The organism is Nocardia sp. NPDC004168 (assembly GCF_040610355.1).
GTDB classification, from domain to species: Bacteria; Actinomycetota; Actinomycetes; order Mycobacteriales; family Mycobacteriaceae; genus Nocardia; species Nocardia sichangensis.
This window is the reverse complement of record NZ_JBEXME010000017.1, coordinates 64,942-89,226: the sequence shown is the minus strand read 5'-3', so window position 1 is coordinate 89,226 and position 24,285 is coordinate 64,942. Positions and strand designations below refer to the sequence as shown.

At 70.1% G+C, this 24,285-nt stretch carries 26 protein-coding genes; 20 read left to right on the top strand and 6 right to left on the bottom strand.

Annotation, left to right across the window (positions count from 1 at the left end; translation table 11 throughout):
- Positions 1-29: 29 nt before the first annotated feature.
- The 5 genes from ABZW96_RS26260 (at position 30) to hisH (ending at position 5,631) form a co-directional block, all read left to right on the top strand.
- A complete protein-coding gene (locus ABZW96_RS26260; protein WP_355078275.1) occupies positions 30-1,661 on the top strand; it encodes a serine/threonine-protein kinase in 1,632 nt (543 codons plus the stop codon).
- Positions 1,662-1,871: 210 nt separating this feature from the next.
- Positions 1,872-3,209 carry a histidinol dehydrogenase gene (gene hisD / locus ABZW96_RS26255; RefSeq protein ID WP_355078274.1) on the top strand — a complete coding sequence of 446 codons (1,338 nt, stop codon included), beginning with the start codon at positions 1,872-1,874 and terminating at the stop codon, positions 3,207-3,209.
- Entirely contained in the window at positions 3,206-4,339 is a 1,134-nt protein-coding gene (locus ABZW96_RS26250) for a histidinol-phosphate transaminase (RefSeq protein WP_355078273.1), read from the top strand. The genes hisD and ABZW96_RS26250 overlap by 4 nt, the downstream gene beginning before the upstream one ends.
- A gap of 45 nt (positions 4,340-4,384) precedes the next feature.
- The gene (gene hisB / locus ABZW96_RS26245; protein WP_039797249.1) at positions 4,385-4,999 is read left to right on the top strand and encodes an imidazoleglycerol-phosphate dehydratase HisB; all 615 of its coding nucleotides are present in this window, start codon (positions 4,385-4,387) and stop codon (positions 4,997-4,999) included.
- Positions 4,996-5,631, top strand: a complete 636-nt coding sequence (hisH, locus tag ABZW96_RS26240; protein WP_355078272.1) for an imidazole glycerol phosphate synthase subunit HisH — start codon at positions 4,996-4,998, stop codon at positions 5,629-5,631. The genes hisB and hisH overlap by 4 nt, the downstream gene beginning before the upstream one ends.
- A 40-nt stretch (positions 5,632-5,671) precedes the next feature.
- Here hisH and ABZW96_RS26235 read toward each other — a convergent pair whose 3' ends face one another.
- Both ABZW96_RS26235 and ABZW96_RS26230 read right to left on the bottom strand, forming a co-directional pair.
- A complete protein-coding gene (locus tag ABZW96_RS26235) occupies positions 5,672-6,133 on the bottom strand; it encodes a hypothetical protein (RefSeq protein ID WP_355078271.1) in 462 nt (153 codons plus the stop codon).
- Between the two features lie 432 nt (positions 6,134-6,565).
- Complete coding sequence (locus ABZW96_RS26230) at positions 6,566-7,084, bottom strand: nuclear transport factor 2 family protein (RefSeq protein ID WP_355078270.1); 519 nt, start codon at positions 7,082-7,084, stop codon at positions 6,566-6,568.
- Positions 7,085-7,340: 256 nt separating this feature from the next.
- Here ABZW96_RS26230 and priA point away from each other — a divergent pair, with 256 nt between their 5' ends.
- From priA to hisI, 5 genes are read left to right on the top strand one after another with little or no spacing between them, the layout of a single operon-like run.
- The gene (gene priA / locus ABZW96_RS26225; RefSeq protein ID WP_355078269.1) at positions 7,341-8,072 is read left to right on the top strand and encodes a bifunctional 1-(5-phosphoribosyl)-5-((5-phosphoribosylamino)methylideneamino)imidazole-4-carboxamide isomerase/phosphoribosylanthranilate isomerase PriA; all 732 of its coding nucleotides are present in this window, start codon (positions 7,341-7,343) and stop codon (positions 8,070-8,072) included.
- Entirely contained in the window at positions 8,069-8,884 is an 816-nt protein-coding gene (locus ABZW96_RS26220; protein WP_355078268.1) for an inositol monophosphatase, read from the top strand. Before priA ends, ABZW96_RS26220 begins: the two co-directional genes overlap by 4 nt.
- A gap of 4 nt (positions 8,885-8,888) precedes the next feature.
- A complete protein-coding gene (gene hisF, locus ABZW96_RS26215) occupies positions 8,889-9,662 on the top strand; it encodes an imidazole glycerol phosphate synthase subunit HisF (protein WP_355078267.1) in 774 nt (257 codons plus the stop codon).
- 59 nt (positions 9,663-9,721) lie between these two features.
- Positions 9,722-10,666 (top strand): TIGR03564 family F420-dependent LLM class oxidoreductase, encoded by a 945-nt coding sequence (locus tag ABZW96_RS26210; protein WP_355078266.1) that lies wholly within the window; start codon positions 9,722-9,724, stop codon positions 10,664-10,666.
- A gap of 51 nt (positions 10,667-10,717) precedes the next feature.
- Positions 10,718-11,065 carry a phosphoribosyl-AMP cyclohydrolase gene (hisI, locus tag ABZW96_RS26205; protein WP_355078265.1) on the top strand — a complete coding sequence of 116 codons (348 nt, stop codon included), beginning with the start codon at positions 10,718-10,720 and terminating at the stop codon, positions 11,063-11,065.
- Between the two features lie 65 nt (positions 11,066-11,130).
- Here the strand turns inward: hisI and ABZW96_RS26200 are convergent, their stop codons facing one another.
- The 4 genes from ABZW96_RS26200 to ABZW96_RS26185 form a co-directional block, all read right to left on the bottom strand.
- Positions 11,131-11,583 carry a MarR family transcriptional regulator gene (locus ABZW96_RS26200; protein WP_355078348.1) on the bottom strand — a complete coding sequence of 151 codons (453 nt, stop codon included), beginning with the start codon at positions 11,581-11,583 and terminating at the stop codon, positions 11,131-11,133.
- A gap of 201 nt (positions 11,584-11,784) precedes the next feature.
- Positions 11,785-12,339: a permease gene (locus ABZW96_RS26195; protein WP_355078264.1), complete on the bottom strand. Its 555-nt coding sequence runs from the start codon at positions 12,337-12,339 to the stop codon at positions 11,785-11,787.
- 185 nt (positions 12,340-12,524) lie between these two features.
- A complete protein-coding gene (locus ABZW96_RS26190; protein WP_355078263.1) occupies positions 12,525-12,980 on the bottom strand; it encodes a peroxiredoxin in 456 nt (151 codons plus the stop codon).
- Positions 12,981-13,115: 135 nt separating this feature from the next.
- Complete coding sequence (locus ABZW96_RS26185; protein WP_355078262.1) at positions 13,116-13,427, bottom strand: hypothetical protein; 312 nt, start codon at positions 13,425-13,427, stop codon at positions 13,116-13,118.
- Between the two features lie 189 nt (positions 13,428-13,616).
- On the opposite strand from ABZW96_RS26185, the gene ABZW96_RS26180 reads away from it, so the two are divergent.
- From ABZW96_RS26180 to pyk, 10 genes are all read left to right on the top strand, one after another.
- On the top strand, positions 13,617-15,176 hold the full coding sequence (locus ABZW96_RS26180; RefSeq protein WP_355078261.1) for an anthranilate synthase component I: 1,560 nt from the start codon (positions 13,617-13,619) through the stop codon (positions 15,174-15,176).
- Positions 15,173-15,988, top strand: a complete 816-nt coding sequence (locus ABZW96_RS26175) for a TIGR02234 family membrane protein (RefSeq protein ID WP_355078260.1) — start codon at positions 15,173-15,175, stop codon at positions 15,986-15,988. The genes ABZW96_RS26180 and ABZW96_RS26175 overlap by 4 nt, the downstream gene beginning before the upstream one ends.
- A gap of 183 nt (positions 15,989-16,171) precedes the next feature.
- Complete coding sequence (gene trpC, locus ABZW96_RS26170; RefSeq protein WP_039797261.1) at positions 16,172-16,990, top strand: indole-3-glycerol phosphate synthase TrpC; 819 nt, start codon at positions 16,172-16,174, stop codon at positions 16,988-16,990.
- A complete protein-coding gene (trpB, locus tag ABZW96_RS26165; protein ID WP_355078259.1) occupies positions 16,987-18,252 on the top strand; it encodes a tryptophan synthase subunit beta in 1,266 nt (421 codons plus the stop codon). Before trpC ends, trpB begins: the two co-directional genes overlap by 4 nt.
- The gene (trpA, locus tag ABZW96_RS26160; protein ID WP_355078258.1) at positions 18,249-19,049 is read left to right on the top strand and encodes a tryptophan synthase subunit alpha; all 801 of its coding nucleotides are present in this window, start codon (positions 18,249-18,251) and stop codon (positions 19,047-19,049) included. Before trpB ends, trpA begins: the two co-directional genes overlap by 4 nt.
- 203 nt (positions 19,050-19,252) lie before the next feature.
- Positions 19,253-20,377 (top strand): prolipoprotein diacylglyceryl transferase, encoded by a 1,125-nt coding sequence (gene lgt / locus ABZW96_RS26155; protein ID WP_355078257.1) that lies wholly within the window; start codon positions 19,253-19,255, stop codon positions 20,375-20,377.
- Between the two features lie 231 nt (positions 20,378-20,608).
- The gene (locus ABZW96_RS26150) at positions 20,609-21,109 is read left to right on the top strand and encodes an NINE protein (RefSeq protein WP_355078256.1); all 501 of its coding nucleotides are present in this window, start codon (positions 20,609-20,611) and stop codon (positions 21,107-21,109) included.
- 207 nt (positions 21,110-21,316) lie between these two features.
- On the top strand, positions 21,317-22,042 hold the full coding sequence (locus tag ABZW96_RS26145) for an amino acid ABC transporter substrate-binding protein (protein ID WP_355078347.1): 726 nt from the start codon (positions 21,317-21,319) through the stop codon (positions 22,040-22,042).
- A gap of 12 nt (positions 22,043-22,054) precedes the next feature.
- Complete coding sequence (locus tag ABZW96_RS26140; protein WP_355078255.1) at positions 22,055-22,723, top strand: amino acid ABC transporter permease; 669 nt, start codon at positions 22,055-22,057, stop codon at positions 22,721-22,723.
- 103 nt (positions 22,724-22,826) lie between these two features.
- On the top strand, positions 22,827-24,245 hold the full coding sequence (gene pyk / locus ABZW96_RS26135) for a pyruvate kinase (protein ID WP_355078254.1): 1,419 nt from the start codon (positions 22,827-22,829) through the stop codon (positions 24,243-24,245).
- Positions 24,246-24,285: the final 40 nt, after the last annotated feature.

Sequence of the window (24,285 nt, the reverse complement as noted above, 5' to 3'; positions counted from 1 at the left end):
CTCATCCCCGGACCGCGTGAGTAATCAATATGCGGGATGTCACGATTTCGAGAAGGTTCGGAGTAGGCGCCATCGATACCGGTCAGTTGATCGCGGAGCATTACCGCCTGGTCGAGCGGATTGGTAGCGGCGGCACGGGCGTGGTCTGGCGTGCCGTCGACGAACGCCTCCAGCGCTCCGTGGCCGTCAAGCAGATCCACATCCAGCCGAGCCTGCCCGAGGCCGAACGCGACGTGGTGCGCCAGCGCGCGATCCGGGAGGCCCGCAACGCCGCCCGCTTCCAGCATCCGAACGCGATCGTCGTGTTCGACATCACCGAGCACGAGGGCGACCCCTGCCTGGTGATGGAGTACTTGAAGTCCAAGAGCCTCGCCGCGGTGATCGCCGCGCAGGGCACCTTGCCGCTGACCCAGGTCGCGCGGATCGGCGAGCAGGTCGCCTCGGCGCTGATCGCCGCGCATCAGGCGGGCATCGTGCACCGTGACGTGAAACCGGGCAACATCCTGCTCGATGATCACGGCACGGTGAAGATCACCGACTTCGGCATCTCCCGCGCCACCGGCGACGTCACCCTCACCGAGACCGGGCTGATCTGCGGCACCGCCGCCTACCTCGCGCCCGAGGTCGCCCGTGGCTCCGATCCGAGTCCCGCCTCCGATGTGTTCGCGCTGGGCGCCACGCTGTTCCACGCGCTCGAGGGCGAACCGCCCTACGGTGCGGGCTCCAATCCGCTCGCGGTGCTCTACGCGGCCGCGAACGGTCAGCTGAGCGAACCGCGCAACGCGGGCCCCGCCACGGACTTCCTGCTCGACCTGCTCAGCCCCGAGCCGCGCGAGCGTCCGAGCATGCGGGCGGCGCGCGAGCACCTCGCCGCGTTCGCCGACGCGGGTCCGGCCCCGGTGGCCGCCGGATTCGTGCCCGCCAGCGAGGCGTTCGCCCGGCCGAGGGCGGGCCAGTCCGAATCGGCGACCCGCGAGCTGCGGCCTTCGGCGATGGCGTCGACGCCTTACACGCCGACCGAGCGCCAGCCGCGCTCCCGTCCGGTCCCCCCGCCGCCACCCGCCCACCCGGACACCGCGACGCACCCCCGCACCATGGCCCAGCCGCGGCCGCAGTCCCGGCACGGCGCGGGCGGCAAACGCCGCGCGATCTTGATCGGCGCACTGATCGGCGCGGTCGCCGTCGTCGGGGCCGTCGTGGTGAACATGATGAGTTCGTCGGGTTCGGGCACCAGCACGGCTCAGGGCAGCACGTCTTCCGTGGTCGCGTCGACGCGACCAGGCGCGAACACGACGTCGGCCGCCGCCTCGGTGGGGGAGACGAAGAGCGTCGGCAAGGCCGACTCGCGGCAGTCCATCGATCTAGTGGTGAACTTCTACAACAATCTGACGTACTCGAGCTTCTCCGCTGCTTGGAAACAGCTGACCCCCGCTGCCCAGCAGGTATACGGCAGCCAGCAAGCCTTCGAGGACTATTGGACGCAGAATCGGGTGTCGACGTTCAACACCGTCGACACCGGCGGCGGTTCGGGCGTCAACGCGGACGGTTCGGTGGACGTCAACGTGGCCAGCGTGTCCTACGGGAGCCGGAACAAGTCGGTGACGCTCCGGTTGATCAATCCCGGAAACGGGTCCGTGCTCATCGACAGCGACACCCGCTGACGCGTGAGCCTGGCCCATCCCCCGCGATAGATCGAGAGCGGTGCCGGACTCGGCGCGCCGCGGGACACCCCCGCTGCCCGGACCTGCGCACATGGGTCCACTGCGGCCCCGCCGCCCGGACCACGCGGATAACGGCTGGCGTCGGCCCATTAGGCTGGTAGCGGCAACTTTCCTGTTGCGGAATCAGCTGGAGACAAGGACCGACACCACATGACAACCCGCATCGAGCTCGCCCGCGTCGATCTGCGCGGTCGTACTCCCTCCGTCGCCGAGCTGCGCGCCGCGCTGCCGCGCGGGGGAGTCGACGTGGACTCGGTGCTGCATCAGGTGCGCCCGGTGGTCGAGGCGATCCGTGATCACGGTGTGTCGGCGGCGCTGGAGTTCAGCGAGCGCTTCGACGGGGTCATCCCGGCGACGGTGCGGGTGCCCGCGGCCGAGCTGGAAGCCGCGCTGGAGCGGCTGGATCCGGCGGTCCGCGCCGCGCTGGAGGAATCCATCGCCAGGGCGCGCAAGGTGCACGCCGACCAGCGGCGCGCCGACAAGACCACCGAGGTGGTACCGGGCGGCACCGTCACCGAGCGCTGGGTGCCCGTCGAGCGGGTCGGCCTGTACGTGCCGGGCGGGAACGCCGTCTACCCGTCCAGCGTCGTGATGAACGTGGTGCCCGCGCAGACCGCGGGCGTCGGCTCGCTGGTGGTGGCCTCGCCGCCGCAGGCCCAGTTCGGCGGGCTGCCGCACCCCACCATCCTGGCCGCCGCGCAACTGCTCGGCGTCGACGAGGTGTGGGCGGTCGGCGGCGCCCAGGGCGTCGCGCTGCTGTCCTACGGCGGCGTCGACACCGACGGCGCGCAGCTGGAACCGGTCGATCTGATCACCGGGCCGGGCAACATCTACGTCACCGCGGCCAAGCGGCTGTGCCGCGGCCTGGTCGGCATCGACGCCGAGGCGGGGCCCACCGAGATCGCCATCCTCGCCGACGCGACCGCCGATCCGGTGCACGTCGCCGCCGACCTGATCAGCCAGGCCGAGCACGATGTCCTCGCCGCGAGCGTGCTGGTCACCGACAGCGAGCAGCTGGCCGACGCGGTGGACGCGGCGCTCACCACGCAACTGGCCGTGGTCAAGCACGCCCACCGGGTGACCGAGGCGCTGCGCGGCAAGCAGTCCGGCACCGTCCTGGTCGACGACATCGAGCAGGGCCTGCGCGTGGTGAACGCCTACGCCGCCGAGCACCTGGAGATCCAGACCGCCGACGCGCCCGCGGTCGCGGCCAGGGTGCGCAGCGCGGGCGCGGTGTTCGTCGGCGCGTACGCGCCGGTCAGCCTCGGTGACTACTGCGCGGGGTCCAACCACGTGCTGCCCACCGCGGGCTGCGCGCGGCACTCCTCCGGCCTGAGCGTGCAGACCTTCCTGCGCGGCATCCACGTCGTGGAGTACACCGAAGCGGCGCTGAAGGACGTGGCAGGCCACGTGGTGGCGCTGGCGAACGCCGAGGACCTGCCCGCACACGGCCAGGCCGTGCAGGCGCGTTTCGAGGCCCTGTCGTGACGCGCGCGGTGAGCGCGCCCGGCGCGGACCTGACCCTGGAAGATCTGCCGCTGCGGGAGAACCTGCGTGGCAAGAAACCCTACGGCGCACCGCAATTGACGGTCCCCGTGCAGTTGAACACGAACGAGAACCCGCATCCGCCGAGCCGGGCGCTGATCGACGATGTCGCCGAATCGATCCGGGCGGCCGCCGCGGACCTGCACCGCTATCCGGACCGCGACGCCGTCGCGCTGCGCACCGACCTGGCGCGGTATCTGACCGCGCAGACCGGTGTCGCGGTGCAGACCGGCAACGTCTGGGCGGCCAACGGCTCCAACGAGATCCTGCAGCAGCTGCTGCAGGCCTTCGGCGGACCGGGCCGCAGCGCACTGGGTTTCGTGCCCTCGTACTCGATGCACCCGATCATCTCCGAGGGCATCGACACCGAGTGGATCGAGGCCAAGCGCAACGCCGACTTCTCCCTCGACATCGAGCACGCGCTGGCCGCCATCGCCGAGCGCAGGCCGGATGTGGTGTTCGTGACCAGCCCGAACAATCCCACCGGGCACAGCATCCCGCAGGACGACCTCGCGCGCATCCTCGCGGCCGCCCCCGGCATCGTGGTGGTCGACGAGGCCTACGGCGAATTCTCCGCGCAGCCGAGCGCCATCGGGCTGATCGACCGTTTCCCCGCGAAGCTCGTGGTGACCAGGACGATGAGCAAGGCCTTCGCGTTCGCCGGTGGGCGTCTGGGCTATCTGGTCGCCGCACCCGCGGTGATCGACGCGATGCTGTTGGTGCGGCTGCCCTACCACCTGTCGGTGGTCACCCAGGCCGCCGCGCGCGCCGCCCTGCGGCACGCCGAGGAGACCCTCGGCAGCGTCGCCGAACTGGCCGCGCAGCGCGACCGGGTGGCGGCGGCGCTGCGAGAACTCGGCTACGACGTGATCCCCAGCGACGCCAACTTCTTGCTGTTCGGCCGCTTCACCGACGCGGCGCGCAGCTGGCAGCGCTACCTCGATCACGGCGTGCTGATCCGTGACGTCGGCCTGCCCGGCTACCTGCGCACAACGATCGGCCTAGCCGCCGAGAACGACGAACTGTTGCGGGTCAGCGGACTGCTGGCGGGCACCGACCTGGCACCGCGATGAACCAGCGCCGGACATCCCTAGGCGACAATTCGATTGGACGTGAGCATGAGTAGGACCGCCCGGGTGGAGCGGGTCACCAAGGAATCCAGCATCGTGGTCGAGCTGGATCTCGACGGCACCGGCAAGACCGAGATCGCCACCGGCGTCCCCTTCTACGACCACATGCTGACCGCGCTCGGCGCGCACGCGAGCTTCGACCTGACCGTGCGCGCGGAGGGCGACATCGAGATCGAGGCGCATCACACGGTCGAGGACACCGCGATCGTGTTCGGTCAGGCACTGGGCAAGGCGTTGGGCGACAAGGCGGGCATCCGCCGGTTCGGCGACGCCTACATCCCGATGGACGAGACGCTGGCGCACGCCGCGGTCGACGTGTCCGGCCGCCCCTACTGCGTGCACACCGGGGAGCCGGATCACCTGCTGCACACGGTGATTCCCGGTTCCGGGCCCGGCGCGCCGTACTCAACGGTGCTCAACCGCCACGTCTTCGAGTCGATCGCGCTGAACGCGCGCATCGCGCTGCACGTGCGGGTGCTCTACGGCCGCGACCAGCACCACGTCACCGAGGCCGAGTTCAAGGCGGTGGCGCGTGCGCTGCGCACCGCGGTGGAACTCGATCCCCGGGTGAGCGGGATTCCGTCGACGAAGGGAACCCTGTGAGCGGCAAGTCCGTGGCCCTGCTCGACTACGGCTCCGGAAACCTGCACTCCGCCGAACGGGCGCTGGCGAGGGCGGGCGCGCGGGTGGAGGTGACCGCCGACCCCGAAGCGGTGCTGGCGGCCGACGGCCTGGTCGTGCCCGGCGTCGGAGCGTTCGCCGCGTGCATGGCGGGACTGCGCGGGGTGCGGGGCGAGCGCCTGATCGGTCAGCGGCTGGCAGGCGGGCGGCCGGTGCTCGGCATCTGCGTCGGCATGCAGATCCTGTTCGAGCGCGGCGTCGAGTTCGGCGAGGAGACCGACGGGTGCGCCGAATGGCCCGGCACGGTCGAACGGCTGTCCGCGCCGGTGCTGCCGCACATGGGGTGGAACACCGTCTCCGCCCCGTCCGACAGCGTGCTGTTCGCGGGCCTCGACGCCGACACCCGGTTCTACTTCGTGCACTCCTACGCCGCCCAGACGTGGGATCTGCCGCCCAGCGAGCACTTCGCCGCACCCAAGCTGACCTGGGCCGAGCACGGAGTGCCGTTCCTGGCGGCGGTGGAGAACGGTGCGCTGTCGGCGACCCAGTTCCACCCGGAGAAGTCCGGTGACGCGGGTGCACACCTGCTGCGCAACTGGGTGAACGCGCTGTAGGCCGGTCCCGCGCACGGAGCGCGCGAGACCAGCCGTCCGGTCAGTGCTTCCTGACCTTGCTGACCAGCCAGCGCCCGTCGACCCGGTCCACCGTCACGGTCATCGACATGCGGCTGGTCTGCGGGAGACCGTCGGTCTCGTCGCTGGTCACCGTCCGTACCACGTCGACGTCCACCTCGGCCCGGTTGTCGTCACCCGAGACGATGCGGCAATCGGCCGAGTTGGCCTCGGCGCGGATGTGCGCGGCCTCCGCGCTCGACTGGATGTTGGCGCGGAAGTTCTCGAACTCGGTCCGGAATTCCCCGGTGCTGAGGTCGAGCATCCGCCGCGCGTGGTCGCCGAACCGCGCGTAGTCGTAGGTCGCCGCGGCGGAACCGAATTCGCATCCCGCCAGCCGCGCCTCCTCGGGCGGGGCGGCGGTGGCGGCGGGAGCGGCGACGAAGGCCGCGGAGCAGGCAGCTGCCGAAAGAGACAGGGCGGCAGCGATTTTGGATCGTGACATGCACTTCCTCGGTGCGAAATGGAAGCGGCGACCGGGGGTGATCGCCGAGCGGAGACGATACCGCCCGCGCCACTGGGGATCGCGGCGATCTCGCGGCGGATCACGACATCCCGGCTCCCCTGAAACCATCGAGCGATTCGCGAGCACCGTCCCCGGCGGGGACCTCACCTCGGCGCAGCGCCGACGCTGCGCCCTGATCGCGGGCACGGTGTCGCCCGCGCCACCGGACCGGGCGGCAGTAACTCGGCGCTATTCGTGACCGCGGGGCTGGATCCTGTTCGACCGCCGGAGCACGCGCACGCTCACCGAGATCGAACGGACGGCGAAGGGAGGTCCAGGTCGACCGGGGTGCGCGGATCGCGGCGGCCGTGGTGACGGCCGTGCTCGCCGCTGCGGCCCGGAACCGCTCTCGCGTGTTCGACGCGCCCCTGATCACGGGCGCGTGCCGGTGGACCAGATCGGGGTCGTCTGCACCCGGGACAGACGCCACCCTTCGCCGGTGCGGATCGCGTCGAAGCGGTAGACCTCGCCGAGGGTGTAGACCGGCTGCGGAGGTGTGCCGTCGGAGGCGGCGAGCGCGAAGGTGGCGATCAGATTGGCCCGCACCTCCGCCGTGTCGCCGCGCAGGTCGATCAGCACATTGCCGATGACGTGCTGGATGCGCAGATGTTCGCCATGGTTGCGGCTCGCCTGGGCGATCAGCGCGTCGCGGCCCTCGGCCGTGCCGCCGGGTGTCTTCGCGGTCGCGTCGGGGGTGTAGATCGTCCGCAGGTCGTCGAATCGTCCCTCGTCCAGGGCGCGACCGAGCCGGTCGACCAACGCGGTGATCTGCCCGCGGTCCAGCAGTTCGCGCACCTCCGCCGTCGGCGTCGCGGTGGCCGAGGCGCAGGCGGCGGTGAGTGCGGCCAGCGGGAGGGTCAGCAGGGGGAGGGCGAGCCGGACTTTGCGCATCGAACGCACCTTTCAGGATAACGTTGGTGATTCCAACATTGGCTACGCCAACTTAACAGATTGTGGGCGTAGCCAACAAATTTTGGCGAGGTGGCCGCGTGGGCGTCGCGCAGGTGAAGGTCCGCGGGGTACCCGCCAGGCTGGGTCGCACACCGGCGGCCACCGGCTCGCGTCGATCGGCCCGAATCCGTGATCGAGCTCCCATCCGCCCAGGCCCTGCACTCGGACGCGGCCGGGTAACCACTAGGCTGCTCTCGTGAGTCTTGTGCTGCTACCCGCCGTCGATGTCGCCAACGGAGAGGCCGTGCGCCTCGTGCAAGGAGAAGCCGGAAGCGAAACCAGCTACGGCTCGCCTCGTGAGGCGGCGCTGGCCTGGCAGGAAGCCGGCGCGGAATGGGTGCACCTGGTCGACCTGGACGCGGCCTTCGGGCGCGGCTCGAACCGGGAACTGCTCGCGGGCGTCGTCGGGGAGCTCGACGTCAAGGTGGAACTGTCCGGAGGCATCCGCGACGACGAGAGCCTGGAAGCGGCCCTGAGCACCGGTTGCGCCCGGGTCAACCTCGGTACCGCCGCGTTGGAGGACCCGGTCTGGTGCGCGAAGGCCATCGCCCGCCACGGCGAGCGCATCGCCGTCGGCCTCGACGTGCGCATCGTCGACGGCGAACACCGGTTGCGCGGACGCGGCTGGGTGAGCGACGGCGGCGACCTGTGGGAGGTGCTCGAGCGCTTGGAGCGCGACGGCTGCTCGCGCTACGTGGTGACCGACGTGACCAAGGACGGCACGCTCACCGGCCCGAACCTGGACCTGCTGCGCGAGGTCTGCGCGGCCACCGACGCCCCGGTGATCGCCTCCGGCGGCGTCTCCACCATCGCGGACCTGGTCGCGATCGCCGAACTGGTGCCGGAAGGCGTCGAGGGGTCGATCGTCGGCAAGGCGCTCTACGCGGGCCGGTTCACCCTGCCCGAGGCGCTGGCCGCGGTGAGATGACCCAGGAGCTGTCGGCACTGCTCGCGGAGGCGAGCGAGATCCTGGACTCGGTGCGCCCGCGGTTCATCGAGGGCATCGGCGCGCCGAGCGCGGTCGCCAAGGGCCGCAACGACTTCGCCACCGAGCTGGACTTGGAACTGGAACGCACCGTCTCCGCCGAACTGCGCAGACGCACCGGCATCGAGGTGCATGGTGAGGAGTTCGGCGGACCGCAACTCACCTCGGGCACCGCATGGGTGCTCGACCCGATCGACGGCACCTTCAACTACTCGTCCGGGCATCCGCTCTCCGGCATGTTGCTCGCGCTGGTTCGCGACGGCGAGCCGGTGCTCGGGCTGACCTGGCTGCCGCTGCTCGACCGCCGCTACGCCGCCATGACCGGAGGCCCAGTGCTGCTGGACGGGCGACCGCTGCCGCCGCTGCCGCGCGGCAAGCTGGCCGAGGCGATGATCGGTTTCGGCGCGTTCAACGTCGACTCGCACGGCCGCATCCCCGGCCAGTTCCGCTTCGACCTGCTCGGCCCGCTGAGCAGGCTGTCCTCCCGGGTGCGCATGCACGGCTCGACCGGCATCGATCTGGCGTTCACCGCCTCGGGCGTGCTCGGCGGCGCGATCGTGTTCGGGCACCATCCCTGGGACAACGCGGCGGGCGTCGCGCTGGTGCGCGCGGCGGGCGGAGTGGTCACCGACCTGGTGGGCGAGCCGTGGACCATCGCCTCCGGCTCCGTGCTCGCGGCCGCGCCCGGCGTGCACGAGGAACTGCTCGACATGATCTGCACGGTCGCCGATCCGGCGGCCGCGGAGAAAGGGTGAGGCAATGACGTTGGCCGTACGGGTGATCCCGTGTCTGGACGTCGACGCGGGACGCGTGGTGAAGGGCGTCAACTTCGAGAACCTGCGGGACGCGGGTGATCCCGTCGAACTGGCCGCGCTCTACGACGCGCAGGGCGCCGACGAGCTGACCTTCCTCGACGTGACCGCCTCCACCGGCGACCGCGGCACCATGATCGACGTGGTGACCCGCACCGCCGAGCAGATCTTCATCCCGCTCACCGTGGGCGGCGGGGTGCGCACGGTCGAGGACGTGGACCGCCTGCTGCGCGCGGGCGCGGACAAGGTCTCGGTGAACACCGCCGCGATCGCGCGGCCGGAGGTGCTGCGCGAGATGTCGGAGCGATTCGGCTCCCAGTGCATCGTGCTTTCGGTGGACGCGCGCACCGTGCCGCAGGGGCAACCCGACACCCCCTCCGGGTGGGAGGTGACCACCCACGGCGGCAAACGCGGCACCGGCATCGACGCCGTCGAATGGGCCGTGCGCGGCGCCGAACTCGGTGTCGGCGAGATCCTGCTCAATTCCATGGACGCCGATGGCACCAAGGCCGGTTTCGACCTGTCGATGATCCGTGCCGTGCGGGCGGCGGTCACCGTCCCGGTGATCGCCAGCGGCGGCGCCGGCGCGGTCGAGCACTTCGCCCCTGCGGTGCACGCGGGCGCCGACGCGGTGCTCGCGGCCAGCGTGTTCCACTTCGGCGATCTGACCATCGGCCAGGTCAAGGATTCGATGCGGGCGGAGAAGATCGTCGTCCGGTAGCGACTGGCGGAAATTCGCCGACCAGGAAGGCGGGTCGAAGCGGCGCGGTTGCATCGGGCATGACCATCGGAATCGCGCTGTCGCCGTTCGCCCTCGACGCCCCCGGCAACGCCGTGGACACGGCGGTGTCGCTGGGTGAGTCGGCGCTCGCCGCCGGAGTGTCGTCCGTGTGGTTCGGCCAGACGCTCAGCTACGACGCCATCGCGCTGGCCGGGATCGTCGGCCGCGCCGTGCCGGGACTCACGGTCGGCACGTCCGCGGTGCCGATCACGGCGCGTCATCCGCTGCTGATCTCCAGCCAGGCGCAGACCGCGCAGGCGGCCACCGGCGGCCGGTTCACCCTCGGGCTCGGTCTGGGCGCGAAATTCCTCGCCGACCCGGTCTTCGGCGGATCCTTCGACCGGCCGATCACCCGGCTGCGCGAGTTTCTCACCGCGCTGCGCACCGTGTTGCACACCGGCACGGTGGACTTCCACGGCGAGACGCTCACCGCCGCCACGCCGCTGCCCGCCGGGGTGGCCGGCGCACACCCGCCGGCGCCGATCCTGGTGGCCGCCATGGGCCCGCAGGCCCTGCGCGTCACGGGTGAGCTGGCCGACGGCACCCTGCCCTTCCTGGTCGGCCCGAAGGCGCTGGCCGAGCACATCGTCGCACCGCTCACCGCCGCGGCCGAGCGGGCCGGGCGGCCCGCACCCCGGATCACCGTCCTGGTGCCCGGCGTGATCACCGCCGACCTCGATGCCGCCCGTGCGGCCGCCGCGGCCCAGACGACGTTCTACGACGACATCCCCTCCTATGCGCGGGTGATCGAGCTGTCCGGTGCCTCGCGGGCGGCGGAACTCGTGGTGATCGGCGACGAGGACCTGATCGCGGCCCGCGTCGCGGAGTACTTCGCGGCGGGCGCGACGGAGGTCGTGTTCTCGCAGACCGATCTGACCACCCCGGAGGACCAGCGGCGCACCTGGGCGGTGCTCGGCGAACTCCAGCGCTCCCAGGTGGGCTGATCGTGCACTCCGGGCGCGCTCGGTCGCGGGCGCCCCTGTTATAACGGTGCTATGAGTCTCGACCCCGCCATCGCCGCCCGTCTCAAGCGCAATGACGCCGGATTGATCTCGGCCGTCGCGCAGGAACGCGCCACCGGTGACGTGCTGATGGTCGCGTGGATGGACGACGAGGCGCTGGCGCGCACGCTGGAAACCCGTAAGGCCACGTACTATTCGCGTTCCCGTCGGCAGTACTGGGTCAAGGGGGAGACTTCCGGCCACACCCAGTACGTGCACGAAGTACGACTCGACTGCGACGGCGACACGATCCTGCTGATCGTCGACCAAGAAGGCGCGGCCTGCCACACCGGCACGCACACCTGCTTCGACTCGGACGTGCTCCTGGCCGCGCGATCCTGAATCGGCGCTGTCGGACGTCGTTCGTCCTCAGCCCGCGCATGGTCGCAGTGAAGGCGGAGGTACGTTCAGGAGCCGTTCGGTTGCTGGTCGTCCCGGCTCGCGGGCGTGAGTTCGCCGAGCCGGTCGAGTGCGTCGGTCAGCCGCTCGGCCAGCAGTTCGCCGAGTTCGGCGACCTGTGCCTTCTGCGCCTCGTCCAAGCCGTCGAAGACCAAGTGCCGCACGGCTTCCAGATATCCGGGTGCGGCCTCGACGACCTTCAGGTACCCGTCGTCGGTGAGTACCGCGTGCACGCCGCGCCGCCCCGCCGTCGCCGAACGCTGTGCCCAGCCCATGCGCTCCAATTTGGACACCACATGCGACAATCGCGATAGCGATGCATTTGCCTTGTGGGCAAGCTCACTCATCTGCAGGCGATGGCCCGGTTCCTCCGACAACAGCGTCAGTACCCAGTACTCGAAATGCGTCACGCCGGACTCGCGCTGCAGCTGGGTGTCCAGGGCTCCTGGCAGCCGCGTCATCAGCGCCACGATCGCACGCCACGCGCGTTGTTCGACCGGGTCGAGCCACTTCGTCACTGTGTGCCTTCTTTCAAGCCAAGTGACGTGGTTTTGTTCGTTGTCCTAGTGATTGTCGAAAATCTTGTGCACAGTCACCCGCGACATTGAGTTTGCCACGACTTCGCTCGACCGTCATAAAGATGCCGCATGACGTGAGTTCACTCACACGTGGCGCGGCGGCGTGTCCTCGGCCTTCGGTTTCGCTGGGTGGGTGCGCCGCCACCTGCGCAGCAGCAACAGCGCCACGGCGACGAGGAACAACAGCGTCGCGATGACGGCGCCCGTGAGCGCGGCGCCACGGAAGGCGGGCGCGTCGACATCCAAGATCCGCTGACCCGCGTGGGCGGCACTGCTGCTGCCCAGCACGATGGTCAGCGTCATCAGGTTGGGGATGGCGCACAGGATCGCGACCACCGCGGCCGCTCCGGCCAGGAACCTGCCTGCCTTACGCCGCCACACCAGCACGGCGAACAGCAGCAGGAAAAGCGTGACGACGGTGCAGAATCCGCCGTAGAACAGCCCCCAGCCGATGCCCTTGGCGAAGCTTCCGTGCACCATCGACCCGACCCGCTGCGCCCACCAGCGCGGGACGAACGCGGACAGGACGAAGTACGAGACGACCAGCACCGCGAGAATCGCCGCGCCGACGATGATCCGCGTGCGCCAGACGGCTGCCGCGGGTTTGCGCTCGCCCGGCTGCACGTCGGTCGAAGTCATGCGTCCAGCCTAGGCCGCGCCGTCATCGGGAAGCGGTCACGGCGCGCGCTCTGTGCGTACCTCCGCGTTCGCTGCGGCCGTGCGCTCTTTACGTACCTCCGCGTTCGCTGCGGCCGTGCGCTCTTTACGTACCTCCGGCCTTCGCTGTCTGTGGCCATGCGAAGGGCTTGCCCGACAGCGCTCGTCTACCGGTTGCGCAGGTAGTTCAGCGCTTCGTCGGCGTGGACGGCGGCGCGCAGCTCGCCGGTGATGATCTTGTGGATGGTGCGGTCGGTGTCGATGACGAACGTTTGCCGCTTCACCGGTGCGAGTTTGCCCAGCAGCCCGCGCTTGACGCCGAACTTCGCGGCGACGGCGCCGTCGGCGTCGGAGAGCAACGGGTAGCCGAGGCGCTGTTTCTCGGCGAACCCGGCCTGGGTGTCCACGTTGTCGGTGCTGATGCCGACACAGGTGGCGCCGAGTGCGGCGAATTCGGCGGAGAGGTCACGGAAGTGACAGGCCTCGGCCGTGCAGACGGGCGTGTTCGCCGCGGGATAGAAGAAGAGGACCAGAGGGCCGTCCGCCAGCAGCGCGTCGAGCGAGCGGGGAGTGCCGGATTGATCGGGAAGCTCGAAATCAGGGGCGAGCTGTCCTTGCTGCATACCCGGGAACACTACCGCGCGGTCGGTCGAATCGGGTATTTCGTGCGCGCCGGACCTGGTGCTCGTGCCCGCCGTGCGCTGTCCGCGATCCGATCGCGGCGCCGGTCATCGGGCACGAGCCGAGGGGCAGGGCGGCTACGCGCCGATGAGCGCCGCCACCTCAGGGTTCTTGATCGCCATCACATCGAGGATGCCGTGGGCCCGCAGGAACGGCCTCAGCTCTTTGATGCGGTCGCTGTGGACGGCGTATTCGTCGGGGAAGCGGTTCTTGTCGAGGGACTCCAGTGCTTTGACGTAGGTGACGAAGGACGCGAGCGCGTTGGCCGGGGCGCTTTGCTGGTAGGCCGGATGACTCGTGCCCCCGGTGCGCGGGGCGTGCGGGCGCGGGACGCTGTGGTTCGGGATGTGCCGAGAACCCTCGGGCGCTACCGATTGCGAGGGGTACATCAGTTGTCTCCTCTCGAGATGGATACCGCATGCGACGTGGAACGCCGCGAGTGTAGTGAGCCTCGCCACACCTTCGGCGACCGCGTGGGAACCGGACGGTCGACCTGATTTGTCGGGTTTGTCGCGCCGGGTCGCCGCGTCGGCGGCACCGCTCAATCGCCGGTCGGTCCGGCCTGGGATGATGAGTACATGGCAGGCGCGTCCACTCCCACCACCACGACCCGCGAGCAGTTCCATCAGCTGGCCGCGGAGCACCGGGTGGTCCCGGTCACCCGAAAGGTACTGGCGGACTCGGAGACTCCGCTGTCGGCCTACCGCAAACTCGCGGCCGACCGGGCGGGCACCTTCCTGTTCGAGTCCGCGGAGAACGGCCGGTCGTGGTCGCGCTGGTCGTTCATCGGCGCGGGCAGCCCCTCGGCGCTGACCGTCGTGGACGGCGAGGCGGCCTGGCTGGGCAATGTCCCGGCCGACGCGCCCTCCGGCGGCGATCCGCTGGTCGCGTTGCGCGAGACGCTGGAGCTGCTGCGCACCGAGCGGCTGCCCGGGCTGCCGCCGCTGACCGGCGGCATGGTCGGCTACCTCGGCTACGACGCGGTGCGCCGGATCGAGCGGCTGCCCGCCCTGGCGCTGGACGATCTGCGACTGCCGGAGATGGTGCTGCTGCTCGCCACCGACCTGGCCGCGTTCGACCACCACGAGGGCGCGATCACGCTGATCGCCAACGCGGTGAACTGGAACGGCACCGCCGAGCGCGTCGACGAGGCCTACGACGACGCGGTGGCCCGCCTGGACCGGATGACCGCCGCGCTCGGCGCGCCCGCCGACTCCACCGTGTCGGTGTTCGACCGGCCCGAGCCGCGATACCGGCGCAAGCGCACCACCGAGGAGTTCGGCGCGGGCGTGCGCCGCCTGGTCAAGGAGATCGAGGCGGGCGAAGCGTTCCAGGTGGTGCTGTCCCAGCGTTTCGAGATGGATTACGACGGTGCGCCGATCGATCTGTACCGGATGCTGCGCGCGTCGAATCCGAGCCCCTACATGTACCTGCTGCACATCCCGGACGGCGCTGGCGGCACCGCGTTCTCCATCGTCGGCTCCAGTCCGGAATCACTGGTGACCGTGAAAGACGGTGTGGCGACGACACATCCGATCGCGGGCACCCGCTGGCGCGGCGGCACCGAGGAGGAGGACCTGCTGCTGGAGAAGGGCCTGCTCGCCGACGAGAAGGAGAACGCCGAGCACCTCATGCTCGTCGACCTCGGCCGCAACGACCTGGGCCGGGTGTGCGAGCCGGGCACCGTGCGGGTCACCGAGTACCGGCACATCGAGCGCTACAGCCATGTCATGCACCTCGTGTCGACGGTGTCGGGCCGGTTGGCGCCCGGACGGATCGCGCTGGACGCGGTGCGGGCGTGCTTCCCGGCGGGCACCCTGTCCGGCGCTCCCAAGGTGCGCGCGATGGAACTGATCGAGGAACTCGAGCCGACCCGGCGCGGCGTCTACGGCGGCGTCGTCGGGTACCTGGACTTCGCCGGTGACGCCGACACCGCCATCGCCATCCGCACCGCGCTGCTGAAGGACGGCACGGCCTACGTGCAGGCGGGCGCGGGCATCGTCGCGGACTCTGACCCGGAGTACGAGGACGTGGAGTCCCGCAACAAGGCGATGGCGGTGCTCAAGGCGATCGCGGCGGCCGGAACGGTGCGGGCCTACGGCACGGAACCCGGCGCGGCGGACGGCGGCACGCGATGACGGCTGCCCATCCCGGAGACGAACCGGACCGAGCGCGAGAACCGACCCCGGACACCGCGGGGCCACAAGCCGTTCCAGCGGCCGACGGCTCGGCCGGATCGGCGAGCGCGGAAGGCCATTCGCGCCGCAACTACCCCGTCGCTCCAGTGGCGTTGCTCGCCCTCGCCGCCGCCGCGCTGTGGGCGTCGTCCCGGATGACCTGGGTGACGGTCACCTCGTCGGACGGTCTGACCCAGCCCCGCACCGATCATCTGAACGGCGGCGTGTGGTTCGGCGCGCTGACACCGCTGGCGCTGGTCCTGCTCGCCTCGATCGCGGCCGTGCTGGCCACCAAGGGCTGGTTGCGTCGCGTGGTCGGCGTGCTGATCGCGTTGGTCGCCGCGGTGGCCGCGGTACCCGCGTTCGCGTTGCTGACCGATTCCGGCAAGACCGCCGAGCGGGCCGCGAAGCTCGCGGAGCTCCCGGCGCGCGCGCAGGTCGAGACGGCGACCACCTCGGCGTTCCCCGCCGTGCTCGCGCTGCTCGGCGCGATCGCCGCGTTCGGCGCCGGCGCCCTGCTGGCCCGCATGCCCGCCGAGACGGCGCGGCTGTCCGGCAAGTACGACAACCCGGTCTTCCGGCGCGCCGCCGCCACGGCCGAGGTCACGCAGCGGCGCGCGCAGTCTCCGGACGACCGGTCGGCACCTCAGCTGTCCGAGCGCGTGCTGTGGGACGCGCTGGACGCGGGCACCGACCCGACCGACGAACCGCAGGCCGGGCAGGCGTCCCCAGAAGATTCCGACCCGGGCGAGGCGGGCCGACGTGGCCGCTGAGCTGTCTCCGCGCGGCGGGTGTGGCGGGTGCCACCTTGCGCGGAGCCCTTCCGCATGGTTCAACCCCAGCCCCGGCGCGAACGCGCCCGGTAGGTCCATTTATTCTTTGACAGCATCGGTGAGACAGCGCCTGGGGGGATTCTCAGGTAGCAAGTCCGTCTCCCCAGAAAGGATTCGAGCCAGATGACGGTACTCGACTCGATTCTCGACGGGGTCCGCGCGGATGTGGCCGCTCGGGAAGCCCTGCTGGACTTCCAGGCGGTCAAGGCCGCCGCCGCGGCGGCTCCCGCGCCGCTGGACGCCCGCGCGGCGCTGCTCGAGGACGGCATCGGCGTGATCGCCGAGGTCAAGCGAGCAAGTCCGTCCAAGGGCGAGCTGGCGGACATCCCGGACCCGGCGAGTCTGGCCAAGGCCTACGAGGACGGTGGCGCGCGGATCATCAGCGTGCTCACCGAGGGCCGCCGCTTCAACGGGTCGCTGGACGACCTGGACGCGGTCCGCGCCACGGTGAGCATCCCGATCCTGCGCAAGGACTTCGTCGTCGGCCCGTACCAGATCCACGAGGCGCGCGCGCACGGCGCGGACGTCATCCTGCTGATCGTCGCGGCGCTGGAACAGGACGTGCTGTCCTCCCTGATCGACCGCACCGAGTCGCTTGGCATGACCGCGCTGGTCGAGGTGCACACCGAGGAGGAGGCCGACCGCGCGCTGGAGGCGGGCGCGTCGGTGATCGGCGTCAACGCCCGCAACCTCAAGACACTCGAGGTCGACCGCGACGTGTTCGCGCGGATCGCGCCCGGATTGCCCACCGAGGTCATCCGGATCGCCGAGTCCGGCATCCGCGGCACCGCCGACCTGCTGGCCTACGCGGGCGCGGGCGCGGACGCCGTGCTCGTCGGCGAGGGGCTGGTGACCAGTGGCGACCCCCGCGCGGCGGTCTCCGAGCTGGTGACCGCGGGCACCCACCCCTCCTGCCCGAAGCCGGCACGGCGGGGTCGGTGACCGGCGTGGCGGCGGTACCTCAGGCCAGCGACGGCGTCGCCCAGCGCAGCGGCCACGAGCCCGACGTGGGCGGGCACTTCGGCGTCTACGGCGGCAGGCACGTGCCGGAAGCGCTGATGGCCGTCATCGAGGAGGTCACCGCCGAGTACGAGAAGTCCCGGCTCGACGACTCCTTCCTCAACGAACTCGATCGGCTGCAGCGCGACTACACCGGCCGCCCGTCGCCGGTGTTCGAGTGCAAGCGGCTGTCCGAGCAGGCGGGCGGCGCCCGCATCCTGCTCAAGCGCGAAGACCTCAACCACACCGGCTCGCACAAGATCAACAATGTGCTCGGCCAGGCGCTGCTCGCCAAGCGGATGGGCAAGACCAGGGTGATCGCGGAGACCGGCGCGGGCCAGCACGGCGTCGCCACGGCGACCGCCTGCGCGCTGCTGGGCCTGGACTGCGTCGTCTACATGGGCGCGGTCGACACCGCGCGCCAGGCGCTCAACGTGGCCAGGATGCGCCTGCTCGGCGCCGAGGTGATCTCGGTGACCTCCGGTTCGCAGACGCTCAAGGACGCCATCAACGAGGCGCTGCGCGACTGGGTGACCAACGCCGACGACACCTACTACTGCTTCGGCACCGCCGCGGGCCCGCACCCGTTCCCGATGCTGGTGCGCGATTTCCAGCGCATCATCGGCCTGGAGGCCCGCGCCCAGGTGCAAGCCACCACCGGCCGGTTGCCCGACGCGGTCGTCGCCTGCGTCGGCGGCGGATCCAACGCCATCGGCATCTTCCACGCGTTCCTCGACGACCCCGACGTCCGGCTGATCGGTTACGAAGCGGCCGGTGACGGCGTCGACACCGGCAGGCACGCGGCCACGTTCACCGGCGGGACGCCGGGAGCGTTCCAGGGCGCCTACTCGTACCTGCTGCAGGACGAGGACGGCCAGACCATCGAGTCGCATTCGATCTCGGCGGGCCTGGACTATCCGGGCGTCGGACCCGAGCACGCCTACCTCAAGGACGTCGGCCGCGCCGAATACCGGCCGATCACCGACACCGAGGCGATGGACGCCCTGCTGCTGCTCAGTCGCAAGGAGGGCATCATCCCCGCGATCGAGTCGGCGCACGCGGTGGCAGGCGCCCTGCAACTGGGCATGGAACTCGGCGAGGGCGCGATCATCCTGGTAAACCTCTCCGGCCGGGGCGACAAGGACATGGACACGGCAGCGCGGTGGTTCGGGCTGTTCGACGAGCCGAAGGAGGAGGGCCGGTGAGCCAGCAGTCCCGCTTGGCGAACACCTTCGCCGCCTGCCGAGCCGAGGGCCGCGCGGCACTGATCGGCTACCTGCCCGCGGGCTACCCCGACCTGGCCGGTTCGATCGAGGTCGTGCGCGCGATGGTCGAAGCCGGATGCGACATCGTCGAGGTCGGCGTCGCCTACTCCGATCCCGTGATGGACGGCCCGACCATCCAGGCCGCCGCCGAACAGGCGCTGCGCGGCGGTGTGCGGGTACGCGACGTGTTCGCGGTGGTCGAGGCGATCACCGAAGCCGGGGGCAAGGCCGTCGTGATGAGCTACTGGAATCCCGTGCTCCAGTACGGCGTGGATCGCTTCGCGCGGGATCTGGCCGCCGCGGGCGGCGCGGGCATCATCACCCCGAACCTGATTCCGGAAGAGGCCGACGACTGGTTCATCGCCTCGTCCACGCACAACTTGGACCGCATCTTCCTGGTCGCGCCGTCGTCCACCGAGGAACGCCTGGTGAAGACGCTGGAGGCCAGTCGCGGCTTCGTCTACGCGGCCTCGACCATGGGCGTGACCGGCGCGCGGGACGTGGTGTCCTCGGCCGCACCCGCCCTGTGCGCGCGGATCCGGGCCCACTCCGACATCCCGATCGGCGTCGGCCTCGGCGTCCGCTCGGGCGAGCAGGCCGCCGAGATCGCGTCCTACTCCGACGGCGTCATCGTCGGCTCGGCGCTGGTGAGCGCGGCGGGCCGAGGGCTGGACGCGGTGCGAGCACTCACCGCGGAGCTGGCCGAAGGCGTGCGGTCGGCGACCGTCGCGTCCTAGCAACCGGTCGGAGTCCGGCGCAGCGCACGGTTTCGAAGCCCGTCCGACGGGCTCCGACTTCCGGACTTCGGACCCGGTAGCCGCCGAATCGCCATGATCCGGGCTCGGCACGGGCGTGCTCTGGGCGTCTTCGGCGAACCCCGACGCGGCGAGGGCGGTGCGGTGGTGGCGGGCCGGTCGAGCATCTCCGCTACGGTGGCCCCGTGACGTTACGAGTCCTCGCAGACAGTGTCCTGGCCGACGGCGGCGTCAGCGGCGCCGTGCTGGCCTACCTCCCCAGCCCCGCGCGCGGCGTCTGGCAGCTCGGTCCGTTCCCGCTGCGGGCGTATGCCCTGTGCATCATCCTCGGCATCATCGTCGCGATCTGGTGGGGCGAACGGCGCTGGCGCGCTCGCGGCGGCCAGCCCGGCGCGATCCTGGACGTCGCGATGTTCGCGGTGCCGTTCGGCCTGGTCGGCGGCAGGCTCTACCACGTGGCCACCGACTGGCAGAAATACTTCGGCGCGGGCGGCCACCCGGTCGACGCGCTGAAGATCTACCAAGGCGGGCTCGGCATCTGGGGTGCGGTGCTGCTGGGCGGCATCGGAGCGTGGATCGGCTGCCGGGTATACAAGATCCCGTTGCCCGCTCTGGGTGACGCGGTCGCGCCGCCGATCCTGCTGGCGCAGGCCATCGGCAGGCTCGGAAACTACTTCAACCAAGAGCTCTACGGGCGCGAGACCGACCTGCCGTGGGGCCTGGAGATCTACCGGCGGGTGGGCGACGACGGTCAGCTCGACATGATGAACGGCGGCTCCACCGGCGTGGTCGAAAAGATCGTGCACCCCACCTTCCTGTACGAGCTGCTGTGGAACCTGCTGGTCGTCGTGCTGCTGGTGTACGTGGACCGGCGTTTCCGGATCGGTCACGGACGGCTGTTCGCGCTGTACGTCGCCGGCTACTGCTTCGGACGGTTCTTCGTCGAACTGATGCGCGCCGACGAGGCGACGAAGATCGCGGGCATCCGGATCAACTCGTTCACCTCCGCCCTCGTGTTCCTGGCCGCGATCGCCTACTTCGTGTTCGCCACCAAGGGACGCGAGACGCCCGAGCAGTTGCAACCCGGCGCGAGCCCCCGGCCGTGGCCGTGGCAGCTCCGCGCGCTGCGTGCCGCCGCAGCGGCGCCGACCGAGAAGTCCTCGGGTACCGGCGAATTCGAGAAGGCCGGGTCCGCCGCCGACGCAGCCGAGACCGGGACGTCCGCTGCCGAGCTGGGCGGACATCCCGATGGCTCCGAAAACGGTTCGGCGAAAACGAATTCCGGCACGGCAGCGTCGGACAAGGGCTGATCGCCGCCGGTCGCCGCGACGGCCCGATCCGTCGCGGGCGGCCTCGATTCTCCTCCGCGGCAACGATCGGGCGATCCGCCGCGATAACCACTGGTAGCGCCGAACGCTCCGGGGGCGACAACCCGGTCGTTCCCGGTGACAATGACTCGTGATCGTGACGAGCCGCGGTTCGGCGATCCAGTGAGGCCGGGGGCCGACAAGAGGGTGCCCGCACTAATGAGGAGGACATGAGTGACCGACCCTTACCAGCAGAATCCGGGCGCCGGAGGCCCGCAGTACGGCCCGCCGGGCACCGGCCCTGACCTGACCAAGCCGCTGGAGGAACAGAGCCAGCCGCAGTACAGCCCGCCGCCGGACCCTTACGGCCAGCAGCCCCAGTACGGCCAGCCCGTCGGAGCCTACGGCCAGCAGCCCGGTGGCTACCCGGCCGCGCCGTACCCGGTCGGCCCGCAGGGCTACAACCCGAACGACCCGGAGGCGCCCTGGGGCCGCGACCCGTTCGGTGTTCCGCTGTCGGACAAGCAGAAACTGGTCGCGGGCCTGCTGCAGATCTTCCTCGGCAGTTTCGGTGTCGGCCGCTTCTACCTGGGGTACACCGGCCTCGGCATCGCCCAGCTGGTGGTGAGCGTCCTCACCTGCTTCACCGTCGGCTGGATCTGGGGCGTCGTCGACGGAATCCTGATGCTCACCGGCAAGGTACCGGACAGCGACGGTCGCCCGCTGCGCGACTGATCGCGGCATCGGCAGACCGCGGAGGCGGGCGCGGGGAGCCCCGCCTCCGCGGTGTCGTGCGCCGAGCACAACCGTTCCGCGCATCGTGATCGCGATACTGTCGCCGGCGAAAATCCTGGCGTAGCATGACCGGACTCGCGTGCCGTGTGTGGAGCTCCACGCACCGAAGAGAGGGATTCCGTGCGTCGCAAGCTGTTCGCCGCCGTCATGCTCGCCATCGTCGCCGCCACCGGACTGAGCGCGTGCGGTGACACCGACCCGAATGTGCTGAAGGTCGGCACCGAGGGCACCTACTCCCCGTTCAGTTTCCAGGGCTCCGACGGCAAGCTCACCGGCTACGACGTCGAGGTGATCCAGGCGGTCGGTGCCAAGCTCGGCAAGAAGGTCGAGTTCGTGCAGACTCCGTGGGACGCCATCTTCGCGGGCCTGGAATCCAAGCGCTTCGACCTGGTGGCCAACCAGGTGACCGTGAACGACGAGCGCACGGTCAAGTACGCGCTGTCGGCGCCCTACACCACATCGGCGGGCGTGATCGTCACCCGCGCCGACAACAACGCCGTCACCGGTCTCGCCGATCTCAACGGGAAGACCTGCGCGCAGTCGGCCACCAGCAACTGGAGCAAGGTCGCCACCGACGCGGGTGCGAAGGTCGAGGCCGTCGAAGGTTTCGTGCAGGCCATCCAGCTGCTGAAGAACGGCCGCGTGGACGCCACCGTCAACGACAATCTCGCCGTCGCCGAATACACCAAGAAGACCGGCGACACCAGCGTGAAGATCGCGGGCCGGACCGGATCGGTGAGCAAGCAGGCGTTCGCCGCGCGCAAGGGCGACGCGCTGATCACCGACGTGGACAACGCGCTGAACCAGCTGCGCGCCGACGGCACCTTGGCGAAGATCTCCGAGAAGTATTTCGGGACAGACGTCAGCCAGTAGCCGACATCGTTCATGGACGCCGCCACCCGGGACCTCATCTGGCACAACCTGTGGCCGATGCTGCAGGCCACCGTCACCAAGACCCTTCCGCTCACCGCCATCAGCTTCGCCATCGGCCTCGCGCTCGCGTTGTTCGTCGCGCTGGCCAGGATGTCGCCGGTGCGGCCGTTGTCGGCGGCGGCCCGCTTCTACATTTCCCTCATTCGCGGCACACCGCTGCTGGTGCAGCTGTTCATCGTGTTCTACGCGCTGCCGCAGTTCGACATCGTGATCGACCCCTTTCCCGCCGCGGTGATCGCGTTCAGTCTCAATGTCGGCGGGTACGCGGCCGAGGTGGTGCGCGCCGCCATCCTGAGCGTCGCCACGGGGCAATGGGAGGCGGCGCAGGCGCTCGGCATGTCGTACCCGATGATGCTGCGGCTGGTCATCCTGCCGCAGGCCGCGCGCATCGCCGTGCCGCCGCTGTCGAACACCTTGATCTCCTTGGTGAAGGACACCTCACTGGCCTCCACCATCCTGGTGACCGAACTGCTGCGCGTCGCCCAGCTCGCCGCCGCCCCCACTTTCGACTTCTTCGCGCTCTACGGAGTCGCGGCGCTGTACTACTGGGTGATCTGCCTGATCCTCGGGTTCGGGCAGACCCGGCTGGAAACGAGGTTGGCCCGTCATGTCGCTCGCTGAATATCCGTTTGTACCTGCTATGGAGCTGTCGTTCATTTTTTTCACCAAGGATTCACCATGGCCACGGCGGGACCTGCCCACCGAGCGGGACTAGGCTCTACCCGTGATGCGACGGACGAAGATTGTGTGCACGCTCGGACCGGCCACTGCCACCGAGGACCGTATCCGCGAACTCGTCGAGAGCGGCATGGACGTGGCTCGGCTGAACTTCAGCCATGGCGAGCACGCGGACCATGCCGAGAACTACAAGAAGGTGCGTCAGGCCTCCGACCACCTCGGCCGGGCGGTCGGCATTCTCGCCGACCTGCAGGGTCCCAAGATCCGCCTCGGCCGCTTCCTGGAAGGCAAGACCGTCTGGGCGACGGGTGAAGAGGTCCGCATCACCGTCGACGACATCGACGGGACCCACGACCGCGTGTCCACCACCTACAAGGAACTCGCGCAGGACGCCAAGCCCGGCGATCGCCTGCTGGTCGACGACGGCAAGGTCGGCCTCATCGTCACCCGCGTCGATGGCAACGACGTGGTCTGCCGGGTCACCGAGGGTGGGCCGGTCTCCAACAACAAGGGCGTCTCGCTGCCGGGCATGGACGTGTCGGTCCCCGCGCTCTCGGAGAAGGACATCGAGGACCTGGAATTCGCGCTGAAGCTCGGCGTGGACTTCATCGCGCTGTCGTTCGTGCGGTCCCCGTCCGATGTCGAGCTCGTGCACGACGTGATGGACCGGGTGGGCCGCCGGGTGCCGGTGATCGGCAAGCTGGAGAAGCCGGAGGCGATCGACAACCTGGAGGCCGTCGTCCTGGCCTTCGACGCGGTCATGGTCGCGCGCGGCGATCTCGGTGTCGAGCTGCCCCTGGAGCAGGTTCCGATCGTGCAGAAGCGCGCCATCCAGATGGCCCGCGAGAACGCCAAGCCGGTCATCGTCGCCACGCAGATGCTGGAATCGATGATCGAGAACTCCCGCCCCACCCGCGCCGAGGCCTCCGACGTCGCGAACGCGGTGCTCGACGGCGCCGACGCGGTGATGCTGTCGGGCGAGACCTCGGTGGGCAAGTACCCGATCGAGACGGTGCGCACGATGGCGCGCATCGTGCACGCGGTGGAGACCGAGTCGACCCGGGTGCCGCCGCTGACCCACGTGCCGCGCACCAAGCGCGGCGTGATCTCCTACGCCGCCCGCGACATCGGCGAGCGGCTCAACGCCAAGGCGCTGGTCGCGTTCACCCAGTCGGGCGACACGGTGCGCCGCCTGGCCCGCCTGCACACCCCGCTGCCGCTGCTGGCGTTCACGCCGCTGCCCGAGGTCCGCAGCCAGCTGGCGCTCACCTGGGGCACCGAGACCTTCATCGTGCCGACCGTGAGCAGCACCGACGCGATGATCCACCAGGTGGATGTAGCACTTTTGTCGATGGACCGATACCAGAAGGGTGACCTGGTGGTCATCGTCGCCGGGTCGCCGCCCGGTACCGTCGGTTCCACCAACCTGATCCACGTTCACCGAATCGGTGAGGAGGACCATTAGTGAGTGCTTCCCTGAGCAGCCCCGTCGACGTCGCGGACGG

Bases quoted from the DNA above. Each gene is read 5' to 3' on its own strand.
- ABZW96_RS26235 (WP_355078271.1), bottom strand. From the start codon at position 6,133: ATGTCACGATCCAAAATCGCTGCCGCCCTGTCTCTTTCGGCAGCTGCC.
- trpC (WP_039797261.1), top strand. From the start codon at position 16,172: ATGACGGTACTCGACTCGATTCTCGACGGGGTCCGCGCGGATGTGGCC.
- ABZW96_RS26190 (WP_355078263.1), bottom strand. From the start codon at position 12,980: ATGCAGCAAGGACAGCTCGCCCCTGATTTCGAGCTTCCCGATCAATCC.
- ABZW96_RS26195 (WP_355078264.1), bottom strand. From the start codon at position 12,339: ATGACTTCGACCGACGTGCAGCCGGGCGAGCGCAAACCCGCGGCAGCC.
- hisB (WP_039797249.1), top strand. From the start codon at position 4,385: ATGAGTAGGACCGCCCGGGTGGAGCGGGTCACCAAGGAATCCAGCATC.
- ABZW96_RS26200 (WP_355078348.1), bottom strand. From the start codon at position 11,583: ATGACGCGGCTGCCAGGAGCCCTGGACACCCAGCTGCAGCGCGAGTCC.
- ABZW96_RS26185 (WP_355078262.1), bottom strand. From the start codon at position 13,427: ATGTACCCCTCGCAATCGGTAGCGCCCGAGGGTTCTCGGCACATCCCG.
- hisI (WP_355078265.1), top strand. From the start codon at position 10,718: ATGAGTCTCGACCCCGCCATCGCCGCCCGTCTCAAGCGCAATGACGCC.
- hisF (WP_355078267.1), top strand. From the start codon at position 8,889: ATGACGTTGGCCGTACGGGTGATCCCGTGTCTGGACGTCGACGCGGGA.
- ABZW96_RS26180 (WP_355078261.1), top strand. From the start codon at position 13,617: ATGGCAGGCGCGTCCACTCCCACCACCACGACCCGCGAGCAGTTCCAT.
- ABZW96_RS26230 (WP_355078270.1), bottom strand. From the start codon at position 7,084: ATGCGCAAAGTCCGGCTCGCCCTCCCCCTGCTGACCCTCCCGCTGGCC.
- ABZW96_RS26145 (WP_355078347.1), top strand. From the start codon at position 21,317: ATGCTCGCCATCGTCGCCGCCACCGGACTGAGCGCGTGCGGTGACACC.
- ABZW96_RS26220 (WP_355078268.1), top strand. From the start codon at position 8,069: ATGACCCAGGAGCTGTCGGCACTGCTCGCGGAGGCGAGCGAGATCCTG.
- ABZW96_RS26260 (WP_355078275.1), top strand. From the start codon at position 30: ATGCGGGATGTCACGATTTCGAGAAGGTTCGGAGTAGGCGCCATCGAT.
- ABZW96_RS26210 (WP_355078266.1), top strand. From the start codon at position 9,722: ATGACCATCGGAATCGCGCTGTCGCCGTTCGCCCTCGACGCCCCCGGC.
- ABZW96_RS26140 (WP_355078255.1), top strand. From the start codon at position 22,055: ATGGACGCCGCCACCCGGGACCTCATCTGGCACAACCTGTGGCCGATG.
- hisD (WP_355078274.1), top strand. From the start codon at position 1,872: ATGACAACCCGCATCGAGCTCGCCCGCGTCGATCTGCGCGGTCGTACT.
- ABZW96_RS26175 (WP_355078260.1), top strand. From the start codon at position 15,173: ATGACGGCTGCCCATCCCGGAGACGAACCGGACCGAGCGCGAGAACCG.